Below are 19102 nucleotides of genomic sequence, written 5' to 3'. Positions count from 1 at the left end.
ACAACCGGTATCAATAAGAAAATAAAAATGAACAAAAAACTAAAAGTAGTATTATCCGGCGGCGGAACAGGAGGACACATCTTCCCGGCTATCGCTATTGCAGATGAAATCAGAAGAAGATTTCCTGATACGGAATTTTTGTTCATCGGTGCCAACGGAAAAATGGAAATGGAAAAAGTTCCGCAGGCAGGTTATAAAATTGAAGGAATTGATATCGCCGGAATCGACAGGGGAAATATATTATCGAATTTAGGGCTGCCTTTCAAAATTTTGAAAAGCTTATTTAAATCAAAAAGGATCATTAAAAGTTTTGCTCCCGATTTTGCGGTAGGAACAGGCGGTTTTGCAAGCGGGCCGGCTTTATACGAAGCTAGTAAAATGGGAATCCCAATCTTCATCCAGGAGCAGAATGCCCATGCCGGTGTAACGAATAAAATATTAAGCAAGAAAGCCAAAGCAGTTTTCACGGCTTATCCGAAAGTGGAAGGCTTCCCTGCTGAAAAAATAAAGTTCCTGGGGAATCCTATTCGTGAGAATATCATTACAGGAATGGCAGAGACAGCTCTGGCAAAAGAAAAAATGGGATTAAATAAAGATAAGCTTACCATTCTATCCGTAGGAGGTTCCTTAGGTTCCAGAACATTAAACAATGCCTGGAGATCTCATTTAAATGAACTGGTAAAAAAAGATTATCAGCTGATCTGGCAGACAGGAAAGCTTGATTATAAAGATATTGTAGAAGAAACAAAAGGCATCAACAGTAGAAACATCCAGATCCTGGAATTCATCAAAGATATGGAGCTGGCTTATTCCGCAGCCGACATTATTGTTTCAAGGGCCGGAGCCATTGCCATTTCAGAGCTGGCAGTAGCAAAAAAACCGGTTCTTCTGGTACCCTTCCCGTTCGCGGCAGAAGACCATCAGACCAAAAATGCCATGAACCTGGTTGAAAAAAATGCAGCAAGAATGGTAAAAGATTCTGAAATGCAGGACAAATTCTGGGATACGCTGAATGAGATCTGCAGCAGTGAAAGTATAAGAAATGAAATGTCTCACAATCTGGAATATTTTGCCAAGCCCAATGCCGCAAAAGAGATTGTAGATGAGATATTTAGTACGTTAATGAGATAATTTGATAATGAATTAATTCTTCAATCATTTAATCTTTAAATTTTTTAATAAATTATGAAAGTTCTTGAAACATATCAAAATTATTACTTCGTCGGAATCGGAGGTATCGGAATGAGTGCTTTGGCGCGTTATTTCAATGCTTCAGGTAAGAAAGTTTTGGGCTACGATAAAACCAACACCAAACTCACTCAGCAATTGATGAGCGAAGGAATTGATATTGTTTTTGAAGATGTCATAGATGATAAAATCACTTCTTTACAGGCAGAAAACACATTGGTCATTTATACTCCGGCAATAAAAAAGCTTGGGATTTTAGATTATTTAAATCAAAATCAGTTTGAAGTTTTAAAAAGAGCCAAAGTTTTAGGCCTGATTACAGAAAATACAGACTGTATTGCAGTCGCGGGAACGCACGGAAAAACAACAACCTCTACTTTGGTTGCTCATTTATGCAAGGAAGCAGATCTACCTTTTTCCTGTTTTTTAGGTGGAATTTCTGAAAATTTTAAATCAAATTTCCTTTACAACGGAGCACAATATTCCGTAGTGGAGGCAGATGAATATGACAGAAGCTTCCTGACCCTTTCCCCGGACTGGGCCGTGGTAACCTCCACCGATGCAGACCACCTGGATATTTATGGTGATAAAAACACGATTGAAGAAGGCTTCAAACAGTTTGCAGCGCTCGTTCCAAACGACAGACAGCTATTTGTAAGAAAAGGACTGGATATCGGCAGAGAACACCAAACGTATGCTGTAAATGAAAAAGCAGATTACTATTCGGACAACCTGCGTATGGATCATGATAAAATTTATTTTGATTTCCATACCCCTTCTGAAACCGTAAAAGATTTCGTGTGGGATATTCCGGGAATCCATAATGTGGAAAATGCAACCGCAGCATTGGCTATTCTTCACAATTTAGGCGTAAATTTTGAAACCCTGAAAAAGGCCATTGCCAATTTTAAAGGAATTAAAAGAAGATATACCAAACATATTTATCCGAACGGTAAAATATATATTGACGATTATGCCCACCACCCGACAGAAATCAATGCCGTCGTGAGCTCTGTCAAAACCTTTTATCCTGATAAAAAACTGTTAATCGTTTTCCAGCCCCATCTTTTCAGCAGAACAAGAGATTTTGCGGACGGATTTGCAGAAAGCCTGAGCAAAGCAGACGAACTGATCCTTCTCGACATCTATCCTGCAAGAGAACTTCAGGAAAATTTTGAAGGAATAACATCCGGCTGGCTACTGGAAAAAGTGAATTTAGATAAAAAAGAGAAATCGGACCTATCCGGTGCTTTTGAAAAAATAAAAGAAAAAGATTTTGACATCCTCCTCACCGTAGGCGCAGGAAATATTGATACCCTGTACGACCCCATTTGTGAGTGGATAAATTCTTCTGTACAAAGTAAAATGTAAAAAAGTATTAACGTACAGAGACCATTTAATAAAGTAACTAATTAGAATACGATAGTACACTGTACTTTTTACATTGTATAAAATATATGAAAAATAAATACAGAATATTAAAAATTGCTGTCACAGTGATCATCCTGGGATTACTGCTGAGTTTCTCATTGAAGAGATTCAGCGGCCAGAAAATCACGGACAATAAGATTTCTGTAAAAATGAATGAAAAAACACCCGTATACTTCATTGACGAAAAAGATATCCGGGAAATTGTAAAAAAAGAAAACCCTACCGGAAAAGTAGGAGATTTAAATATTCCCGCGCTTGAAAAGAAGATCAATTCACTTCCGGCTGTAGACAGCGCCAATGTCTACTTAAACCTGAACGGAAAACTCTATCTCGATATCAGGCAGAGAGTTCCTGTTTTCAGATTGAATAAAGACGGAAGAGACTTCTATGTAGATGAAAAAGGAACCGAATTTCCTATTTCCAAAACCTATTCGCACCCATGCATGCTGGTGACAGGAAATGTTAAACCGGATGAATATCAGAAGCTGGCAGAACTGGTAGAAAAGATTGATAAAGACGATTTCAGCAAAAAATTTTTTATCGGAATATCAAAAAGCAAAGACGATTATAACCTTCTGACCAGCGACGGAAATTATAAAGTGGAAATAGGAGATCTTGACAATATTGAATTTAAAGTAAAAGGCTTAAAAACCTTCGTGGAAAAATATCTTGTATTCCAGGATCCCGAGAAGTACAGCAGGGTTTCCGTAAAATACCAGAACCAGATTGTAACCACTTTAAATCCCTATTTCAAAGAAAACGACAGTATTCTGAAAGCAGGAAACCTTGAACTGGCAAAGACCCCGCTGCTTTCGGCAGCAAAAAAACCGGAAGCTATGCCTAAAGTTGCAGAAACTAAAAAAGCAAAAACACCTTCAGTAAAACCGAAGGAAAAAATAAAAACGGCAGCCAAAGCTAAGGAAACCAAAAAAACAGAGAAAAAGCCCGCGGCCACAAAGCCTAAAGCAAAAGTGAAAATAGAATAAAAAAAGAGTCCGAATGGACAATTCGGCGTACAATTGGAATAAAGCCCAGTTTAAAAATAAGGAAAAAGTAGAAAAAAATCAAATCGACATAAAATGGAAAATCAAGAGTATTCAGTAGGTCTGGACATCGGGACAACGAAGATTGTCGCGATTGTCGGAAGGAGGAATGCACACGGGAAGATAGAAGTTCTCGGGGTTGGAAAGGCCAAAAGTCTTGGAGTTCATAAAGGGATTGTGAATAATATCTCACAGACCATTAATTCAATCAAGGCCGCCGTTTCCGAAGCACAGTCCAGCGCAGGAGTTCCTATCCGCAAAGTCACGGTAGGTATCGCAGGAAAGCACATCCGTTCCCTGCAGCATTCCGACTATATCATGCGTGAGCATCCGGACAAATTTATTACAGACGACGACATCGAAGCCCTGAAAGATCAGGTAAAAAAGCTGGTGATGCTTCCCGGAGAAGAAATTATCCATGTCCTTCCACAGGAATATAAAGTGGATTCCGAAGGTGAAATTCAGGAACCGGTAGGAATGCACGGAAAGCGTTTGGAAGCTAACTTCCACGTGGTAGTAGGACAGATGGGCAGCATCAGAAACATCGCAAGATGTGTAAGAGAGGCCGGCCTGGAAATGGAAGCTCTTACCCTGGAACCTCTGGCATCTTCAGAAGCTGTATTAACTAAAGAAGAAAAAGAAGCCGGCGTTGCCATTGTTGACATCGGAGGCGGTACTACAGATATTGCGATCTTCAAAGACAATATCATCCGTCATACCTGCGTAATTCCTTACGGAGGCGGGATTATTACGGAAGATATCAAAGAAGGCTGCTCCATTATAGAAAAACATGCTGAACAATTGAAAGTAAAATTCGGTTCTGCAGTTCCCGAATTAGAAAAAGACAGTACATTTGTTACTATTCCCGGCCTTCACGGAAGACCGGATAAGGAAATCTCTCTTAAAACCCTGGCACAGATCATCAATGCCAGAGTAGAAGAAATCCTGGAAATGGTTAACACGGAATTAAAAGCGTACGGAGCATTTGAGCAAAAGAAAAAGCTGATCGCAGGGATTGTCCTTACAGGGGGCGGATCCAACTTAAAACACCTTCGTCAGCTTGCCAACTATACAACAGGTTTTGACAGCAGAATCGGTTTTGCCAACGAATATATTGCGAACGATAAAAATCAGTACCTGAAAGGCCCGGAATTTGCTACATCAATCGGCTTGCTGATGGAGAGTTTGAAGATCCGCGACAAAAAGCAGGGTGCCGAAACAGAAGAGCTCATGGAAGAAGAAATGGCTAAGGCGGAAACAGCTGCTGCACAGACAGAAACAGTTCAGCACGTTCAGCCCGCAGCTATCGTTCAGGAGCAATCCGTTGTTAATGAGCAGCAGGAAAACAGAAGAGCGAAACTTACCTTCGGGCAGTCGCTTATGGAAAAAGTTAAAAAATTCTTTGAAGAAGTAGAGTAAAATATAAATGATAGAAGATCATTGATAATTGATAAATAAAAGGCATACAGTTTATTGCCGGCGCCATTTATCACTCATCAGTTATCATTCGTCAATCATCAATTATAAAAAGCATAGTTATGGAAAATATAGGTACACAAGGATTTTCATTTGATTTGCCAAAAGGAAATTCATCCATCATAAAAGTAATCGGTGTAGGAGGTGGCGGAAACAATGCCCTGAAGCACATGTACGAGAAAGGTATTTACGGAGTAGATTTCGTAGTCTGTAATACCGATGCCCAGACTTTAGACAATAACCCGGTTGCCAACAAAGTACAGCTGGGCACCACCATCACAGAAGGTCTTGGTGCCGGAGCAGATCCTGAAGTTGGGGAAAAATCCGCTATTGAAAGCATTGAAGAGATCAAAGCATCCATGGGGCAGAATACCAAAATGGTGTTCATTACTGCCGGAATGGGTGGCGGTACAGGTACCGGAGCAGCTCCCGTTATTGCCAAAGTAGCCAAAGATATGGGAATTCTTACGGTAGGTATCGTTACCGTTCCCTTCAGCTTTGAAGGTAAAAGAAGACTTGAACAGGCCGAAATCGGTCTTGAAAAGCTAAGAAATAATGTTGACTCACTTATTGTGATCAATAATGATAAACTGAGACAGCAATTCGGAAACCTTGGCTTCAAGCAGGGATTCTCAAAAGCCGATGAAGTTTTAACCAATGCCGCAAAAGGAATGGCAGAAGTTATTACCGGTTACTTTGATGTAAACATTGACTTTAGAGATGCCAAATCTGTCCTTCAGAACTCCGGTACAGCATTGATGTCTACAGGAATTGCTTCAGGAGAGAACAAAGCCGAAGAAGCTGTTAAAAAAGCCCTGGACTCCCCGTTGTTGAACGACAACAAGATCACAGGTGCCAAAAATGTTCTTCTATTGATCAGAAGCGGTGCCGAAGAAGTTACCATGGATGAGATCGGGGTAATTATGGATCATATCCAGAAAGAAGCAGGAAACACAGCCGATATTATCTTCGGGGTGGGTGCTGACGAGGAATTGGGAGATTCTGTAAGCGTTCTCGTTATCGCTACAGGTTTTTCTAATGACAGCAAAAGATTTGCAGGCCCTACGGAAAAGATCAGAATCAGCCTTAACGACAGTCTTGAGACACCAAAAGCCTCTCCTTTTAAGACAAGAGAAGAAAGAGAAACAACTGCTGAAACAACACGTGATTTCGGAGGAAAACACACCTTCAGACTGGATGACGAAGACAATGACACTCCGCAGTTCCGTATGACTTCTTCGGAAAAAAAAATGGTCATTGAGGAAGAAGAAATTAAAACAGAAGTAAAATTCTTTGATAAAGAGGAAGATACACAGAACAACTGGAAAAATGAAAAAGAATCGGCGGAAGAAGAATCTTACAGCCTATTCTCTTACGATGATGAAGGAGAAGATCCTAATGATCTGGAAATTGAGTCTTTCAAATTTGATTTTGATGCCAGAAAAGATGAAACTCCGTCTACACCGGCAACCCATGCTTTCTCAGATGAAAAACCTGTTGAATTCAGTTTCTTTGTAAACAACCAGCCTTCATCCAATGAGCCTAAGACAGATTTCGGACAGCCAAAAGCAGAGTTTACGGCTCCTGTAAGCGCAGTTGAAATTCCGGTTCAGGCGGCTGAAGCCATCTTCCACACAAGACAGGAAGAGCCAAAAGCTGAAACCAAACCTTCTTTTGAAGAAAAAATAGAAATTGAAACTCCAAAACCTGCAGAATCAGAGTTCACTTTTGTGAATAAAGCAGTTGACCAGGAAAGAATTTTGGAGAGAAGAAATAAATTAAAAGAATTCAATTCCCGCTATCAGAGCTTTGACAGTACAAGTGAATTCGAATCTGTACCGGCTTTCAAAAGAAAGAATATCGTTATCGACGGGACCAATGCCTCAGATCAGAATATCAATACGTATCTGTCTGACAACAACGGATCCATGCAGGTAAGAGAGAACAGATTTTTAAATAAAGATGTTGATTAAATTAATATAAAAATGTAACAATGTAACAATACAATCGTCATGCTGAGTTTGCAAAGCTTCTAATTGGTAAACTGTTACATTGATACATTATTAAATTTAAAACCATGAGTTTAGAAAATACTATAAGTGAAGCTATTAAAACAGCTATGAGAGAGAAAGACAGAGTGGCTCTGGATTCTCTGAGAGCTGTAAAAGCTCAGATTTTAAATCTACAAACTGAAGCCAGAGGCGTTGAAGTTTCTGAAGAACAGGAAATTGCCATTCTTCAGAGAATGATCAAGCAGCGTAAAGATTCTTTCGAGCAGTTTTCGGCACAGGGAAGAAATGACCTTGCAGAAGTGGAAGAGGCACAGATGAAAGTGATTGAGAAGTTCCTGCCTAAACAGCTTAGCCCGGAAGAACTGGAGGCAGAAATCAAGAATATTATCTCACAAACCGGAGCTGAGTCTGCCAAAGACCTAGGGAAGGTAATGGGAGCCGCTTCAAAGGCATTAGCCGGAAAGTCTGACGGAAAAAGCATTTCCGAAATGGCCAAGAAGCTTCTTTCGTAAAAGAGGACCGCGTTTGGATTAAGATTTTTTTGCATGCTTAAAAACTTACATCCCGAACACACATCCCAAACCAAAACAGGATATCCAACCTTTGCATATCGATTTGATTAAAGAATCCCGGAACGCTTCGCGTTCCGGGATTCATTTTGGATAATGACAAATCTTTACTTAAAATTGGTTGCTTAAGAATAGGCATAAAAATTTTCATCCCTTTTTGTTTTCAGAATCATTTCAAATTTCACAGGCATTTAGCGTTATTCACATTTTTATGTCATGCATTTTATACAATAATTGAAATATAATATTAACTTTAATTTTATCTGCCTAAAGCATTGATAGTTTTTATATATTGAACAAAAGCGGAGAATTGTTTAACTTTGTAGTGATAAAAAACAAATTATATGTATCCAACAGATTTAGTAATGCCTATGAAGGCAGAACTTACAGATAAAGGTTTCGAAGATTTAACATCTCCGGCACAGGTAGAAGAGGCTTTAAAGCAGCCGGGAACTACTTTATTGGTTATTAATTCAGTATGTGGATGTGCAGCAGGGGCGGCAAGACCCGGCGTTGTATATTCTTTGACAGGAGACAAAAAGCCTGATCATTTAACAACTGTTTTTGCAGGATTCGATACAGAAGCTGTAGCAGAGGCAAGAAAGCACCTTGCTCCATTCCCTCCAAGCTCTCCGTGTGTAGCTCTTTTCAAAGATGGTGAACTTGTTCATATGCTGGAAAGACATCACATCGAAGGAAACCCTGCAGGGGCTATTGCAGCGAATCTCCAGGCTGCTTTCGATGAGTATTGCTAGAAATAATAAACCCAGATACAGAACCGTTACATAATTTGTAGCGGTTTTTTTTATTTAACACCATAAAAATTCTTTAAAAATCCAAATATTATTATATTTGTTGGAATGGCAACAAAGGCACTTTTCAACACTGTCGTCAACTGGTTTATCCGCCAAAGGATAGATCAGATTCAGAATTTCATGGATCATCCCATTGAAACACAGAAAGGCATACTCTTTTCACAGTTGTTTCATGCTGAAGACACGGAATACGGCAAAGCATACGGCTTCAATTCTATTTCTAGCTATCAGGACTTTAAAAACAAGGTTCCGGTCGTTACTTACGAAGATTTTGAGCCTTTTATTGAAAGAGCCAGACAGGGACACAAAGATGTAAGCTGGCCTGGCTACATCAAACATTTCGCAAAGTCATCGGGAACAACAAATGCAAAGAGCAAGTTCATTCCGATTTCTACGGAAAGTCTTGAATATTGCCACATGAAAGCGGGAAAAGATATGGTTTCCATCTATGCCAACAACCATCCGGAAAACCAGCTTTTCACCAATAAAAACCTGCGCCTGGGAGGAAGTTCCGAGCTCCATGCAGATTTCAACACCAAATTCGGGGATCTTTCCGCTATTTTAATTGATAATCTGCCTTTTTGGGTAGAGATCACCACAACACCAAGCAAAAAGGTTTCCCTGATGTCTGAATGGGAAAGCAAGCTAAAAGCCATTACTTCGGAAGTAAAAAATGAAGATGTGGGAAGTATTCTCGGGGTTCCTAGCTGGATGATGGTACTTCTTCAGAGGGTTTTAAAAGAAACCGGCAGCGGGAACATTTCCGAGCTATGGCCTAATTTAGAGGTCTTTTTTCATGGCGGAATCAGTTTCAAGCCCTATAAGGACCAGTACAGGCAGATCATCGGAAAAAAGATCAATTACTACGAAATTTACAATGCTTCTGAAGGCTTCTTCGGGATACAGGACAGGTCGGACAGCGACGAAATGCTTCTGATGCTGGATTATGGTATTTTTTATGAGTTCATTCCAATGGATCAGTTTCATTTTTCCAATCCGAAAGTGGTTAACCTGGAAGACGTTGAAGCAGGGAAAAACTACGCAATGGTGATCACGACCAACGGAGGGCTCTGGAGATACCTGATCGGGGATACGGTTATATTTACTTCAACCAACCCTTTCAGAATAAAAATTACGGGAAGAACCAAACATTATATCAATGCATTCGGGGAAGAGCTTATGATTACCAATGTGGAATCTGCCCTTTCCAAAGCCTGCGAAGTGACCGGGGCAAGCATCACAGATTTTACGGGAGCTCCCGTTTTCATGAAAGAGAACGAAAGCGGTGCCCATGAATGGATCTTTGAATTCAGCCATCATCCGGATGACCTTGACCGTTTTACAGATGCTTTTGATCATCATTTAAAAATGATCAATTCCGATTATGAAGCCAAAAGATACAACAATCTGACACTGAAAAGACCGATCGTGCACATCGCGAAACCTCATCTGTTCTACCATTGGCTGGAATCCAAGGGCAAACTCGGCGGCCAGAATAAGGTTCCGAGACTGAGCAACGACAGAGAGTATATAGATCCTTTGCTGGAATTGAATAAGGCATAAAGTTTATATTTTCCGCGATGTATTGCATGGAATATTCATTTATTTTGCCTGCATTATTTTCAATTTTTCATAAACCTGACTGCGGTAGCTTAATCCGACAGGAATACTTTTTTTATTGGTCAGTACAATTACATTTTGTTCCAAATAGTTGATTTTATTCAGATTAATAAAAAAAGATTTATGAACCCTGCAAATGTAGTCCAGATGTTTTAAGCTTTCTTCAACAGAAGCTAATGTCCCGAGAACCATTATTTTGTCGGTTTCGGTGTATAAACGGATGTAGTTGCGCATTCCTTCTATATAAACCAGTTCGGCAGGATTAATTTTCACCAGACGCTTGTCGCTTTTTACATAAAAACAGTCGTTGCTTTTTTCAGTTATTGAAGCTGGATGCTGTGCTGCTCTTAAAATTTGAGTTGCTTTTTGTATACTTTTAGAAAAACGGTCCAGGGATATGGGCTTTAACAAATAATCTACCGCACTTTGGTTAAAAGCATTTAAAGCATATTGATTGTAGGCGGTGGTATAGATAATTGCAGGAGGATTGTTAAACATATCAACAAAATCAGTCCCGTTTATTTCAGGCATTTTTATATCTAAAAAAATTAAATCAATATTTTTATTCTGGTTTAAAAATGTTATCAATTCAAAAACGTTATTGCAGATTCCTTCTAACTGCAGAATATCAAATTTTGAAATATGATGAATTAAAACATCCTGAGCCAGTTTTTCATCATCTACCACTAAACATCTTATTTTCATCATTTTTTTAGAATTTTATTTCAAGGGTAACATTAAAAACGTCTTTGCTTTTTTCAATTTCAAACAGGTGTTTTGAAGGGTACAGCAATTGCAGACGCTTACGTATATTTTCTATGCCGATTCCTCCAAAATCTTTCTTTGCCGATTCTTTAAAACTGTTTTTGCAGGCAAATATAAGGCTATTATCATTGCAGCTTAATGATGCGGTGATGTAAGAAACACCAATGGTAGAATCGGTACCGTGTTTAAAAGCATTTTCTATCAAAGGCAATAAAAGCATAGGCGCAATTTTAACCGAATCTTTTACCTGATGATGATGGAAAGAAATGCTTGCATTTTCGGGCAACCTTAATCGCTCAATATCAATGTATGTATTGAGAATATGTATTTCGTTGCCAACAGAAATTTCTTTTTCCTGCGATTCATATAAAGAATACCGTAAGATATCGGACAGCTTTAAAATAACATCGGGCGTTTCTTCCGACATTTTAAGGGATAAAGCATACAAACTATTCAATACGTTGAAGAGAAAATGAGGACTTATTTGCGATTTTAACAGGCTGAGCTCTGCAATAGTCTGTTGAGCATGGATATATTCTTCTTTTTTAATTTTTAATAAAAATTCCTGTACAGAATAGCCGATTACCATAGCAACCATTACAATAATAATTCCCGGATAAACATCAAAATAATATTGATAGTTTTCCAATATACCGGGAGCAGAAGATGTGGCTGCTAATGATGTAAAATGATCCAGTTCCCTGGTGTTAAATTGATCGTAGAGCCATTGTAAATATTGGCCCAATATAATTACCGAAACAAAGAAAAGCACCATTACTGAAATTAAATAATGCTTTATCTTCCTGTTACGCCGGAGGTTTGGAAAAAGCCAAAAATTATTGATCCACGCAGGAACAAAAAGCAGGATGTTATACAGTAAAATAAAACCTGAAGGCAAACTTTTATCATTACTATTGACCGCAGCAAATAGTATAACTCCCGTAAATACAATATTTAGCAGCAGCCTGATTAAAAGATATCCTTTAGGTATTTTCATTGTTTGTCTGAATAAAATCGTAAAGTTAAATATTTTCAATAGCGGTGTACTGCTTTTTTACATCAACAGGTGTTATTCACGGACAAATAATAATCAGGGAACACACAAACTGTATGTCCGGGTTTTAGCCCTGTTGGTCAAAAAAACAAAAATTCAGCATAGAGTATTTCTTTATTTGCATCAAATAAAAATTAACTATGAAAAAAATCTGGTTCATATTTGTCTTCACTATTTTTAGTTTGGTTTCTGCACAAAATGCGGATTACAAAAAACCGATTGACAGCCTGATGAATTACTTTCAGGAAAACAATGCATTTTCCGGCAGTGTTTTGCTTCAAAAAAATGGTGAAACCATTTATAAAGGTGAATTCAACAAATTTCCGGACAGCACAGATAAGTACAGGATTGGCTCCATTACTAAAATTTTTACATCAATTATTATTTTTCAGCTTATAGAAGAAGGCAAGCTTACACTCGACACAAAACTCAACCAGTTTTATCCGGCTATTAAATATGCGGATAAAATCACAATCGGAAATCTGCTCAACCACACAAGTGGTATTTATAATTATCTGGAATGGGAAGATTATTACATTTCAAAAAGAAAAAATTACTCAAAGGAAGAGATGCTGAAATTGATTCTGCAAGGCAAACCGGACTTCAAACCGGGTGACGATTGTGGTTACAGCAATTCAAATTATACGCTTCTCGGTTACATTATAGAAGACATTACGAAAAAATCCTACGCAGATCATGTGAAAATAAGAATCGCTGATAAAACCGGGCTAAAAAACACCTATTGTGAAACATCTGAAACCGAATACTCTAAAAGAAACACCTCCTATCTCTTTGACGGAGAAAAATGGTCTAAAGAACCTGAAACAAACCCGGGTTTCACTTTTGCCGCAGGAGCAATAGTATCTACAACCGAAGACTTATCAAAATTGATGAACGAATTGTTTAACGGGAAATTAGTCTCCAGAAATTCATTGATACAAATGCAGAAAACAAATGCCAAAGGTTACGGATATGGGCTTTTTAAAACTCCTTTTTATGAAAAATCTGGCTACGGACACTCTGGAAGAATAGATGAATTTCATTCATTCACAGGATATTTCCCGGATGAGAAAGTTAGCATTTCGGTTCTTTCCAACGGAACAAACATGAAACTAAATGAGATCGTATTGGGAGTAATTTCGAAGTATTATCAGAAAAGGTACACATATCCTGATTTTACAACCTATAAGAAAGAAACTGCACCACCAACAGAAATTTATCACGGTGTCTATAAAGCACAATTGGCGGGGATCATCACTCTCGGAAAAATTCAAATAACTCAGGCAGGGAAAAATCACTTGTTTCTCAGCATGTATGAGAACGGAAATGATGGTGAAAAAATGCTGTTAGAACGAAAATCAGATAATACTTTCTATGCCAGAAAAAATAATGCAGAACTTCAGTTTTTGCTCGATAAAAAAGGAAAAGTAACGGGAATACAAATGAAACAGGGCAAACAGTCTATAAAATGTAAAAAAATAGCATAAGAGACAATAAAAAAAACCGCAGTTTTTACTGCGGTTTTTAAATTCTGATTAATTTCAGATAAATTATTTTTTAAGATCTTCTTTTAATTTTTTCGCACCTTCTTCTACTTTGGCTGCTCCTTTTGCCGCCGCATCTTTTACGTCATGTCCTACCTCTTTTGCCCCGGCTTTGATATCTTTTCCGGCTTTATTAAGATCTTCTTTAGCTTTCTGAGCAGCGTCATCTATTTTGTTTCCGGCTGCATCAACTTTAGTTTTTACATTTTCTTTAGCCTTGTCTATTTTAGCGGTATCTATATTAACAGAAGGATTTTCTGAAACGGTAGTCGTAGTTGTGGTTACTGATCCGTCAGTATTTTCAACCTGCTCTGTTTTAGTTGATGACTTTGTACATGATACAGCAAGTACTGCTATTGCAGCGGCGGCTAAAATTTGTTTTTTCATATTGTATATTTTTTTAAATGTTTTCTAATTGTGAATCTTATTCTGTTTTCGCCCCGGCAGAAGATTGATTGTCAGAAATTTTCGGTTTCTTTTCCGTCTCGGTTTTTTTCTTTTCTTCTTCCAGCTTCTTTTTATTTTCTTTCTCAAGCTCTGCTTTCAGCTTCTGCTCTTCTTTCTGAAGTTTTTCAGCCTGTTTTATAGAGTCCTGATATTTCTGTGACGACATTCTGATCTGGCGGACAATATCTACCGATGTGGCGCCTGTTGAAAATGAGTCTACAGCAACTGTATCGTATTGCACCTTCACCGGCTGTTCAGTTGTAAAACCCGGGGTTTCCTTCTTTGAACAGGCCATTAATAACAGTGATACAATAAAAACGGCAGACAGTAAATTTTTCATGGAACTAATTTAGCAGAAATTCTGCAATTACAGGATAGTGATCCGATAATTTTACAGAGTGATCCACTTTATAGCTTAAGGGAATAATGGATTTTGAAGTGAAAATATAGTCAATCCTCAGCGGCACCTTGTAATCATGAAAACTCGTGGAAGCCCCATTTCCTACCGTAAGGAAAGCATCCTGAAGATCTTTTCCGAGGTTATAATATTCATATGAATTGGGTACGGAATTGAAATCTCCCGCCAGAATCACCGGGTAAGGTGAAAAATCAATTACTTTCCGGATCTTACGAATCTGGTCTTCATGTGCTTTGAAGGTAGGGGTCATATGAGATAGAAGAGTCGCAATTTTCCCTCCTTCTTTCGCCAAACCTTCAAACTTAAACATGGCTTTTTGCAGTCTGAAAGGCTCCAGATACACATTCACTACACGTATGATTTTTCCGTTGATATCTATATCTGCATAGAAAGAGTTTCCTCTTGCTTTTTCTTCGATCAGGGGTTCCTGTCTTAAAATCTTATGCTTTGTTTTTAAGATCACCGAAGGATATTTTATCATATCACGGCTTATCGCCCTGTTGGTATCTTTTTCCTGAACAAGGATAATATCAGCATCCTGATCTGCGATATATTTTTTTACTTTGTCCCAGCCAAAATCTCCATATTTTACGTTAAAGGTCAGGACCTTAATATCTCTGATCGACTTTAAACTTTCTGTTTTTGGGGAAAAATTCACCCACCGTCTTACCGGATTGTAAAAAAGAAGGGCTCCAAGTGCAAAAGCAATGGCCACTTTTTTTCTTTTAAAAACCCATATCAGCGTCAGCAGAACATATACTAAAATCAGATAAGGGAATCCAAGGGAAAGCAGGTTAAGGACACCTAAAAAATTAGGCGGGATCCACGCGTTCCCCAGTGTGCATAGCAGCAACACGGCAACAACGATATGTATAAACAGGAGTAATTGGCTCGGCTTCATGAAATAACATTCTGGGTACGGTTTCTTTTAATCAAAAACCCTACCAAGACTGTCAGCTTTAACTAATTTTATGATTATTAGTTATTTAGTGAAAATGTTGCGGTAACCGGATAATGGTCTGAAAACTTTACAGTCCGGTCAACTTTATAGGTAATTGGCCGTATGGTTTTTGATGTAAAAATATAGTCGATCCTGATTGGAAATTTGTAGTCGTGGAAGCTTGTTGCACTTCCTTTTCCCGCTTTTACAAAAGCATCCTGAAGCCCGTCAGACAAATGGTAATATTCATAAGAATTGGGAACAGAATTAAGGTCTCCCATAACAATCACAGGATAAGGTGAATTTTCAATTCCTTCTTTAATACTCTCTATCTGATCCTGGTGTTTTTTAAAAACCGGAATAAGTCTTTTTACAATATTTTTCAGCTTTCTCTCGTCTTCCTCTTTGAGCCCATCCACTTTGACCATGCTTTTTTCAAACTTAAACGGTTCCAGATAAATATTGATGAAACGGTATACTTTTCCCCGGATTTCAATATCAGCCTGAGAAGCATAGGCATTATTATTCTCATAATCACTCTTGATAAGCTCTTTGGAGTCTATAATTTTATGTTTTGAAAAGACTTTGAGGATTCCATTCTTATCAACTACATTCATATCTCTGACAGAAACTTTTTTGCCCGCCTCCTGCAACATAATGACATCAGCGTTGGCATTATTCAGATATTTCTCGATGTCAGAAGCTCCCATCAAGCCCGCTTTGATATTAAAAGTAATCACTTTCAGATCTGCTGTTTCTTTTTTACCGGAAGAAAAATTCACCCATCTTTGTACAGGACTGATAAAAATAAGTCCGGCCAGCATGAATACAAATGTTCTCTTTTTCCAGCTGAAAAGCCAGAAAAGCGTAAACACGGCATAGGTGACAATAAGAACAGGAAACCCTAAAGAAAGCAGATTAAACCACGGAAATATTTTCGGTGGTACATAGGCGTTCAAAAGAGTGCAAAGCAGCAGGAACAAAATGCCTACATGCAGAATCAATATGATAAGACGGAAGATTTTCACAGTTCTAATTGAATCTATACAGATGTTTTCTCCAGATCCTTGCAAGAATCCAGCCCACTAATGCTCCTCCAACGTGAGCGAGATGGGCAATGCCTCCTCCGTTTCCGGAAACTCCAAGATATATGGAAACTACAATGACGATCGGCATCAGGTATTTTACCTTGATTGGAATCGGAATAAACATCATCATAATCTTGGAATCGGGATACAGGGTAGCAAAAGCTGCCACAACTCCGAAAATAGCTCCGGAAGCACCGACCATAGGGGTTGCTACAATCCCTTTAAAGCTTTCCAATAACTCTTTTTGCTTAAGAACGGATGCCGCGTCTCCACTAAAACCTACGCTTGCTCCGGATAGATAGGCATTGACATTGAACCCAAGCTGCTGCAATTCATTTGTAAGCTGCTGGGCTTCAACAAAATTCCATAAATTGAAAAGGAAGAAAGCTCCCAATCCGCTCAGAAAATAAAGGATAAGATACTTTTTCTCACCCAAAGCCTGCTCCAGGATAGGCCCGAAACTGTACAGTGTCAGCATATTAAACAAAATATGCATAATGCTTCCATGCATAAACATGTGGGTAATGATCTGCCACGAATGGAAAAAAGGAGAAAACGGGTAAAAGCCGGCAAGATAACCGATTACCTGGTTTCCAAGAAAGTAAGTACCAATGAATACGATTATGTTGATAATAATAATATTCCTTGTGATAGGCGGTATATTGTTAAACATTTTTTAAAATTTGTTTTTAAAATCATTAAACGGAACTTCATAAAAGCATCTTTTGCCATCCGGTAAAAATTCCGGGAAGCCTAGCGCTGTAAAATCTTTGATCACCTGTTCCGCATCTTTTTTATAGATAAAGTCAAATCTTGATTTTGAATGCATTTTGCTCCACTGATTGAGATAAAACTGCATGAATTCTTCTTCTGTCTTATACTCCAGGATCTCAAAAAGATTCTCCAGGAACTTCATGGCCTGGGTTTCTTTCAGTCCTTCGGGAAGCGCATCTATCCTCAGCACGCTTTCATGTGCAATTTTCATGTCAAACCCGAGTTCAGGAAGAAATTTTTTGAAAGAATTATATTTATTCTTTTCTATTTCATTCATATGGTACTCCAGGGAAAACAGAAGTGAATGGCTGTTTGGGTTGATATTGAGATTGCTCTTCCTTGATGTTTTGTTGTTTTCAGCAACAACCAGCCTGTGCATTCTTCCCAAATCCAGCATCAGGGTTACATCTCCTTTATTGAAAAGCCAGTAGCCGTTCGGCAATCTCATCAGATCCTCATCAAAATCTTCGTCTTCAAATAAATTGATCTTTGAAGGTTCTGCTGTAATATTCTGGTGGTACATTTCCGTAAGATTCTGGATCTCTTCGGGACGTACATTCCTTTCTTCAATAAACGGATTATAGTCCTTGTCTACTGTGATTTCCGGCATTTTGAGCATCCCTCCACCGCTGTTCCCCTTACTTGGGAACGGTTTGTTCATCATCGCATCCATTTCAGGATCTTTATCAAAATCAAGGCTCGGAGAAACGTTATAAATCCCTAAAGATCTTTTAATAGTGGAACGGAGCAATGCAAAGATGAGATGTTCATCTTCAAATTTCACCTCGGTTTTCTGAGGATGGATATTCACATCTATTTTTTCCGGATCCATTTCCAGATAAAGAAAAAAAGTAGGAACATAGCTTGGTTGAAGCAGACCTTCAAAAGCTTCCTGAACCGCTTTATTAAAATATGGACTTCTGAAATATCTTCCGTTGACGAAAAGAAACTGCTCTCCTCTCGATTTTTTGGCACCTTCAGGTTTTGCAACAAATCCATGAAGTTTACACCAGATAATATCTTCTTTGATAGGAATCAGCTGTGGCTGCAGTTTGCGCCCGAAAACATCTACAATACGCTGCATCTGGCTTCCTTTTCTCAGCCTGAAAACAGCCTCATCATCATGAAAAAGGGAAAACTCCAGGTTTTCGTGAGCTAATGCAACACGCTGGAACTCGTCAATGACATGCCTGAACTCAACATTATTATTTTTCAGGAATTTTCTTCTGGCAGGAACATTGTAGAAGAGGTTTTTCACCAGAAAATTTGATCCGTCGGCAGTCTGTATCGGGTCCTGAAACTGAAACACGCCACCTTCAATATAGATATTTGTGCCTATTTTAGCGTCATTCTGCTTCGTTCTCAGTTCAACCTGTGAAACCGCAGCGATAGAAGCCAATGCTTCACCCCTGAATCCTTTCGTAGCAATTTTGAAAATATCTTCTGTTGCTCTGATCTTTGACGTAGCATGTCTTTCAAAAGCCATTCTGGCATCGGTTTCAGACATTCCCTTTCCGTCGTCCACCACCTGGATCAGGTTTTTTCCGGCATCCCTGATAATCAATTCTATCTTGGACGCACCTGCATCAATAGCATTTTCCAAAAGTTCCTTCACAATGGATGCGGGTCTCTGCACCACTTCTCCTGCTGCAATCTGGTTAGCTACATGATCCGGTAAAAGCTGAATAATATCTGACATAAAACGTATAATCAACTTACAAAAATAGACAATGGAAACGGGAATTAAAACAATAAAACCGGGAATTAAAATTTAATTATCAACATTTTAATCACAATTTGCTGTCCGGTTCTATTTTTATCTATGGCTGGAAAAAATATTGAAAAAATAAGCTTGTGTTTTTAACGCAAAGTTTAATGATGAATTGCTTTAGTTTTCAGTTGGGCAAAGAGATGTGCT

Annotated in this window: 17 protein-coding genes; 9 read left to right on the top strand and 8 right to left on the bottom strand. The window is 38.5% G+C overall.

The annotated features are described in order from the left end of the window. Nucleotides 1-27: 27 nt before the first annotated feature. The 8 genes from murG (at nt 28) to IX38_RS02045 (ending at nt 10097) form a co-directional block, all read left to right on the top strand. A complete protein-coding gene (gene murG, locus IX38_RS02080) occupies nt 28-1131 on the top strand; it encodes an undecaprenyldiphospho-muramoylpentapeptide beta-N-acetylglucosaminyltransferase (protein WP_034701178.1) in 1104 nt (367 codons plus the stop codon). Between the two features lie 54 nt (nt 1132-1185). Further along, nucleotides 1186-2559 (top strand): UDP-N-acetylmuramate--L-alanine ligase, encoded by a 1374-nt coding sequence (gene murC / locus IX38_RS02075; RefSeq protein ID WP_034701177.1) that lies wholly within the window; start codon nt 1186-1188, stop codon nt 2557-2559. Between the two features lie 86 nt (nt 2560-2645). Beyond that, nucleotides 2646-3605 (top strand): cell division protein FtsQ/DivIB, encoded by a 960-nt coding sequence (locus IX38_RS02070; RefSeq protein WP_034701176.1) that lies wholly within the window; start codon nt 2646-2648, stop codon nt 3603-3605. A gap of 93 nt (nt 3606-3698) precedes the next feature. Continuing rightward, complete coding sequence (gene ftsA / locus IX38_RS02065) at nt 3699-5081, top strand: cell division protein FtsA (RefSeq protein ID WP_034701175.1); 1383 nt, start codon at nt 3699-3701, stop codon at nt 5079-5081. Between the two features lie 119 nt (nt 5082-5200). Beyond that, the gene (ftsZ, locus tag IX38_RS02060; protein WP_034701174.1) at nt 5201-7111 is read left to right on the top strand and encodes a cell division protein FtsZ; all 1911 of its coding nucleotides are present in this window, start codon (nt 5201-5203) and stop codon (nt 7109-7111) included. Between the two features lie 104 nt (nt 7112-7215). Then, nucleotides 7216-7662 (top strand): GatB/YqeY domain-containing protein, encoded by a 447-nt coding sequence (locus tag IX38_RS02055; protein ID WP_034701173.1) that lies wholly within the window; start codon nt 7216-7218, stop codon nt 7660-7662. Between the two features lie 401 nt (nt 7663-8063). Next, the gene (locus tag IX38_RS02050; protein WP_034701172.1) at nt 8064-8474 is read left to right on the top strand and encodes a BrxA/BrxB family bacilliredoxin; all 411 of its coding nucleotides are present in this window, start codon (nt 8064-8066) and stop codon (nt 8472-8474) included. A 105-nt stretch (nt 8475-8579) separates the two neighbouring features. Next, nucleotides 8580-10097: a GH3 auxin-responsive promoter family protein gene (locus IX38_RS02045; RefSeq protein WP_034701171.1), complete on the top strand. Its 1518-nt coding sequence runs from the start codon at nt 8580-8582 to the stop codon at nt 10095-10097. A 39-nt stretch (nt 10098-10136) separates the two neighbouring features. On the opposite strand, the gene IX38_RS02040 is transcribed toward IX38_RS02045, so the two are convergent. Both IX38_RS02040 and IX38_RS21815 read right to left on the bottom strand, forming a co-directional pair. Next, nucleotides 10137-10862: a LytR/AlgR family response regulator transcription factor gene (locus IX38_RS02040; RefSeq protein WP_084680159.1), complete on the bottom strand. Its 726-nt coding sequence runs from the start codon at nt 10860-10862 to the stop codon at nt 10137-10139. Between the two features lie 4 nt (nt 10863-10866). After that, nucleotides 10867-11916: a sensor histidine kinase gene (locus IX38_RS21815; protein ID WP_051884390.1), complete on the bottom strand. Its 1050-nt coding sequence runs from the start codon at nt 11914-11916 to the stop codon at nt 10867-10869. A gap of 197 nt (nt 11917-12113) precedes the next feature. Here IX38_RS21815 and IX38_RS02030 point away from each other — a divergent pair, with 197 nt between their 5' ends. Beyond that, nucleotides 12114-13460 (top strand): serine hydrolase domain-containing protein, encoded by a 1347-nt coding sequence (locus tag IX38_RS02030; RefSeq protein ID WP_051884388.1) that lies wholly within the window; start codon nt 12114-12116, stop codon nt 13458-13460. Nucleotides 13461-13523: 63 nt separating this feature from the next. Here IX38_RS02030 and IX38_RS02025 read toward each other — a convergent pair whose 3' ends face one another. From IX38_RS02025 to mutL, 6 genes are all read right to left on the bottom strand, one after another. Beyond that, entirely contained in the window at nt 13524-13904 is a 381-nt protein-coding gene (locus tag IX38_RS02025; RefSeq protein WP_034701170.1) for a hypothetical protein, read from the bottom strand. A 37-nt stretch (nt 13905-13941) separates the two neighbouring features. Next, entirely contained in the window at nt 13942-14304 is a 363-nt protein-coding gene (locus tag IX38_RS02020; protein ID WP_034701169.1) for a hypothetical protein, read from the bottom strand. 4 nt (nt 14305-14308) lie between these two features. Further along, entirely contained in the window at nt 14309-15283 is a 975-nt protein-coding gene (locus tag IX38_RS02015; protein ID WP_034701168.1) for an endonuclease/exonuclease/phosphatase family protein, read from the bottom strand. Nucleotides 15284-15360: 77 nt separating this feature from the next. Next, nucleotides 15361-16350, bottom strand: coding sequence for an endonuclease/exonuclease/phosphatase family protein (locus tag IX38_RS02010; protein WP_034701167.1), 990 nt, complete (start codon nt 16348-16350; stop codon nt 15361-15363). A 4-nt stretch (nt 16351-16354) separates the two neighbouring features. Next, nucleotides 16355-17083 (bottom strand): rhomboid family intramembrane serine protease, encoded by a 729-nt coding sequence (locus tag IX38_RS02005; RefSeq protein ID WP_034701166.1) that lies wholly within the window; start codon nt 17081-17083, stop codon nt 16355-16357. Nucleotides 17084-17086: 3 nt separating this feature from the next. After that, nucleotides 17087-18883 carry a DNA mismatch repair endonuclease MutL gene (gene mutL, locus IX38_RS02000; protein ID WP_034701165.1) on the bottom strand — a complete coding sequence of 599 codons (1797 nt, stop codon included), beginning with the start codon at nt 18881-18883 and terminating at the stop codon, nt 17087-17089. Nucleotides 18884-19102 lie beyond the last annotated feature (219 nt).

This window comes from Chryseobacterium luteum, assembly GCF_000737785.1.
Classification (GTDB): domain Bacteria; phylum Bacteroidota; class Bacteroidia; order Flavobacteriales; family Weeksellaceae; genus Chryseobacterium; species Chryseobacterium luteum.
Note: the sequence above shows the minus strand (reverse complement) of the source record. Positions and strands in the feature narration are given on the sequence as shown.

What these genes read in the sequence shown, in the direction of transcription:
- murG (WP_034701178.1), top strand. Translation starts at nt 28, where the DNA reads ATGAACAAAAAACTAAAAGTAGTATTATCCGGCGGCGGAACAGGAGGA.
- murC (WP_034701177.1), top strand. Translation starts at nt 1,186, where the DNA reads ATGAAAGTTCTTGAAACATATCAAAATTATTACTTCGTCGGAATCGGA.
- IX38_RS02070 (WP_034701176.1), top strand. Translation starts at nt 2,646, where the DNA reads ATGAAAAATAAATACAGAATATTAAAAATTGCTGTCACAGTGATCATC.
- ftsA (WP_034701175.1), top strand. Translation starts at nt 3,699, where the DNA reads ATGGAAAATCAAGAGTATTCAGTAGGTCTGGACATCGGGACAACGAAG.
- ftsZ (WP_034701174.1), top strand. Translation starts at nt 5,201, where the DNA reads ATGGAAAATATAGGTACACAAGGATTTTCATTTGATTTGCCAAAAGGA.
- IX38_RS02055 (WP_034701173.1), top strand. Translation starts at nt 7,216, where the DNA reads ATGAGTTTAGAAAATACTATAAGTGAAGCTATTAAAACAGCTATGAGA.
- IX38_RS02050 (WP_034701172.1), top strand. Translation starts at nt 8,064, where the DNA reads ATGTATCCAACAGATTTAGTAATGCCTATGAAGGCAGAACTTACAGAT.
- IX38_RS02045 (WP_034701171.1), top strand. Translation starts at nt 8,580, where the DNA reads ATGGCAACAAAGGCACTTTTCAACACTGTCGTCAACTGGTTTATCCGC.
- IX38_RS02040 (WP_084680159.1), bottom strand. Translation starts at nt 10,862, where the DNA reads ATGATGAAAATAAGATGTTTAGTGGTAGATGATGAAAAACTGGCTCAG.
- IX38_RS21815 (WP_051884390.1), bottom strand. Translation starts at nt 11,916, where the DNA reads ATGAAAATACCTAAAGGATATCTTTTAATCAGGCTGCTGCTAAATATT.
- IX38_RS02030 (WP_051884388.1), top strand. Translation starts at nt 12,114, where the DNA reads ATGAAAAAAATCTGGTTCATATTTGTCTTCACTATTTTTAGTTTGGTT.
- IX38_RS02025 (WP_034701170.1), bottom strand. Translation starts at nt 13,904, where the DNA reads ATGAAAAAACAAATTTTAGCCGCCGCTGCAATAGCAGTACTTGCTGTA.
- IX38_RS02020 (WP_034701169.1), bottom strand. Translation starts at nt 14,304, where the DNA reads ATGAAAAATTTACTGTCTGCCGTTTTTATTGTATCACTGTTATTAATG.
- IX38_RS02015 (WP_034701168.1), bottom strand. Translation starts at nt 15,283, where the DNA reads ATGAAGCCGAGCCAATTACTCCTGTTTATACATATCGTTGTTGCCGTG.
- IX38_RS02005 (WP_034701166.1), bottom strand. Translation starts at nt 17,083, where the DNA reads ATGTTTAACAATATACCGCCTATCACAAGGAATATTATTATTATCAAC.
- mutL (WP_034701165.1), bottom strand. Translation starts at nt 18,883, where the DNA reads ATGTCAGATATTATTCAGCTTTTACCGGATCATGTAGCTAACCAGATT.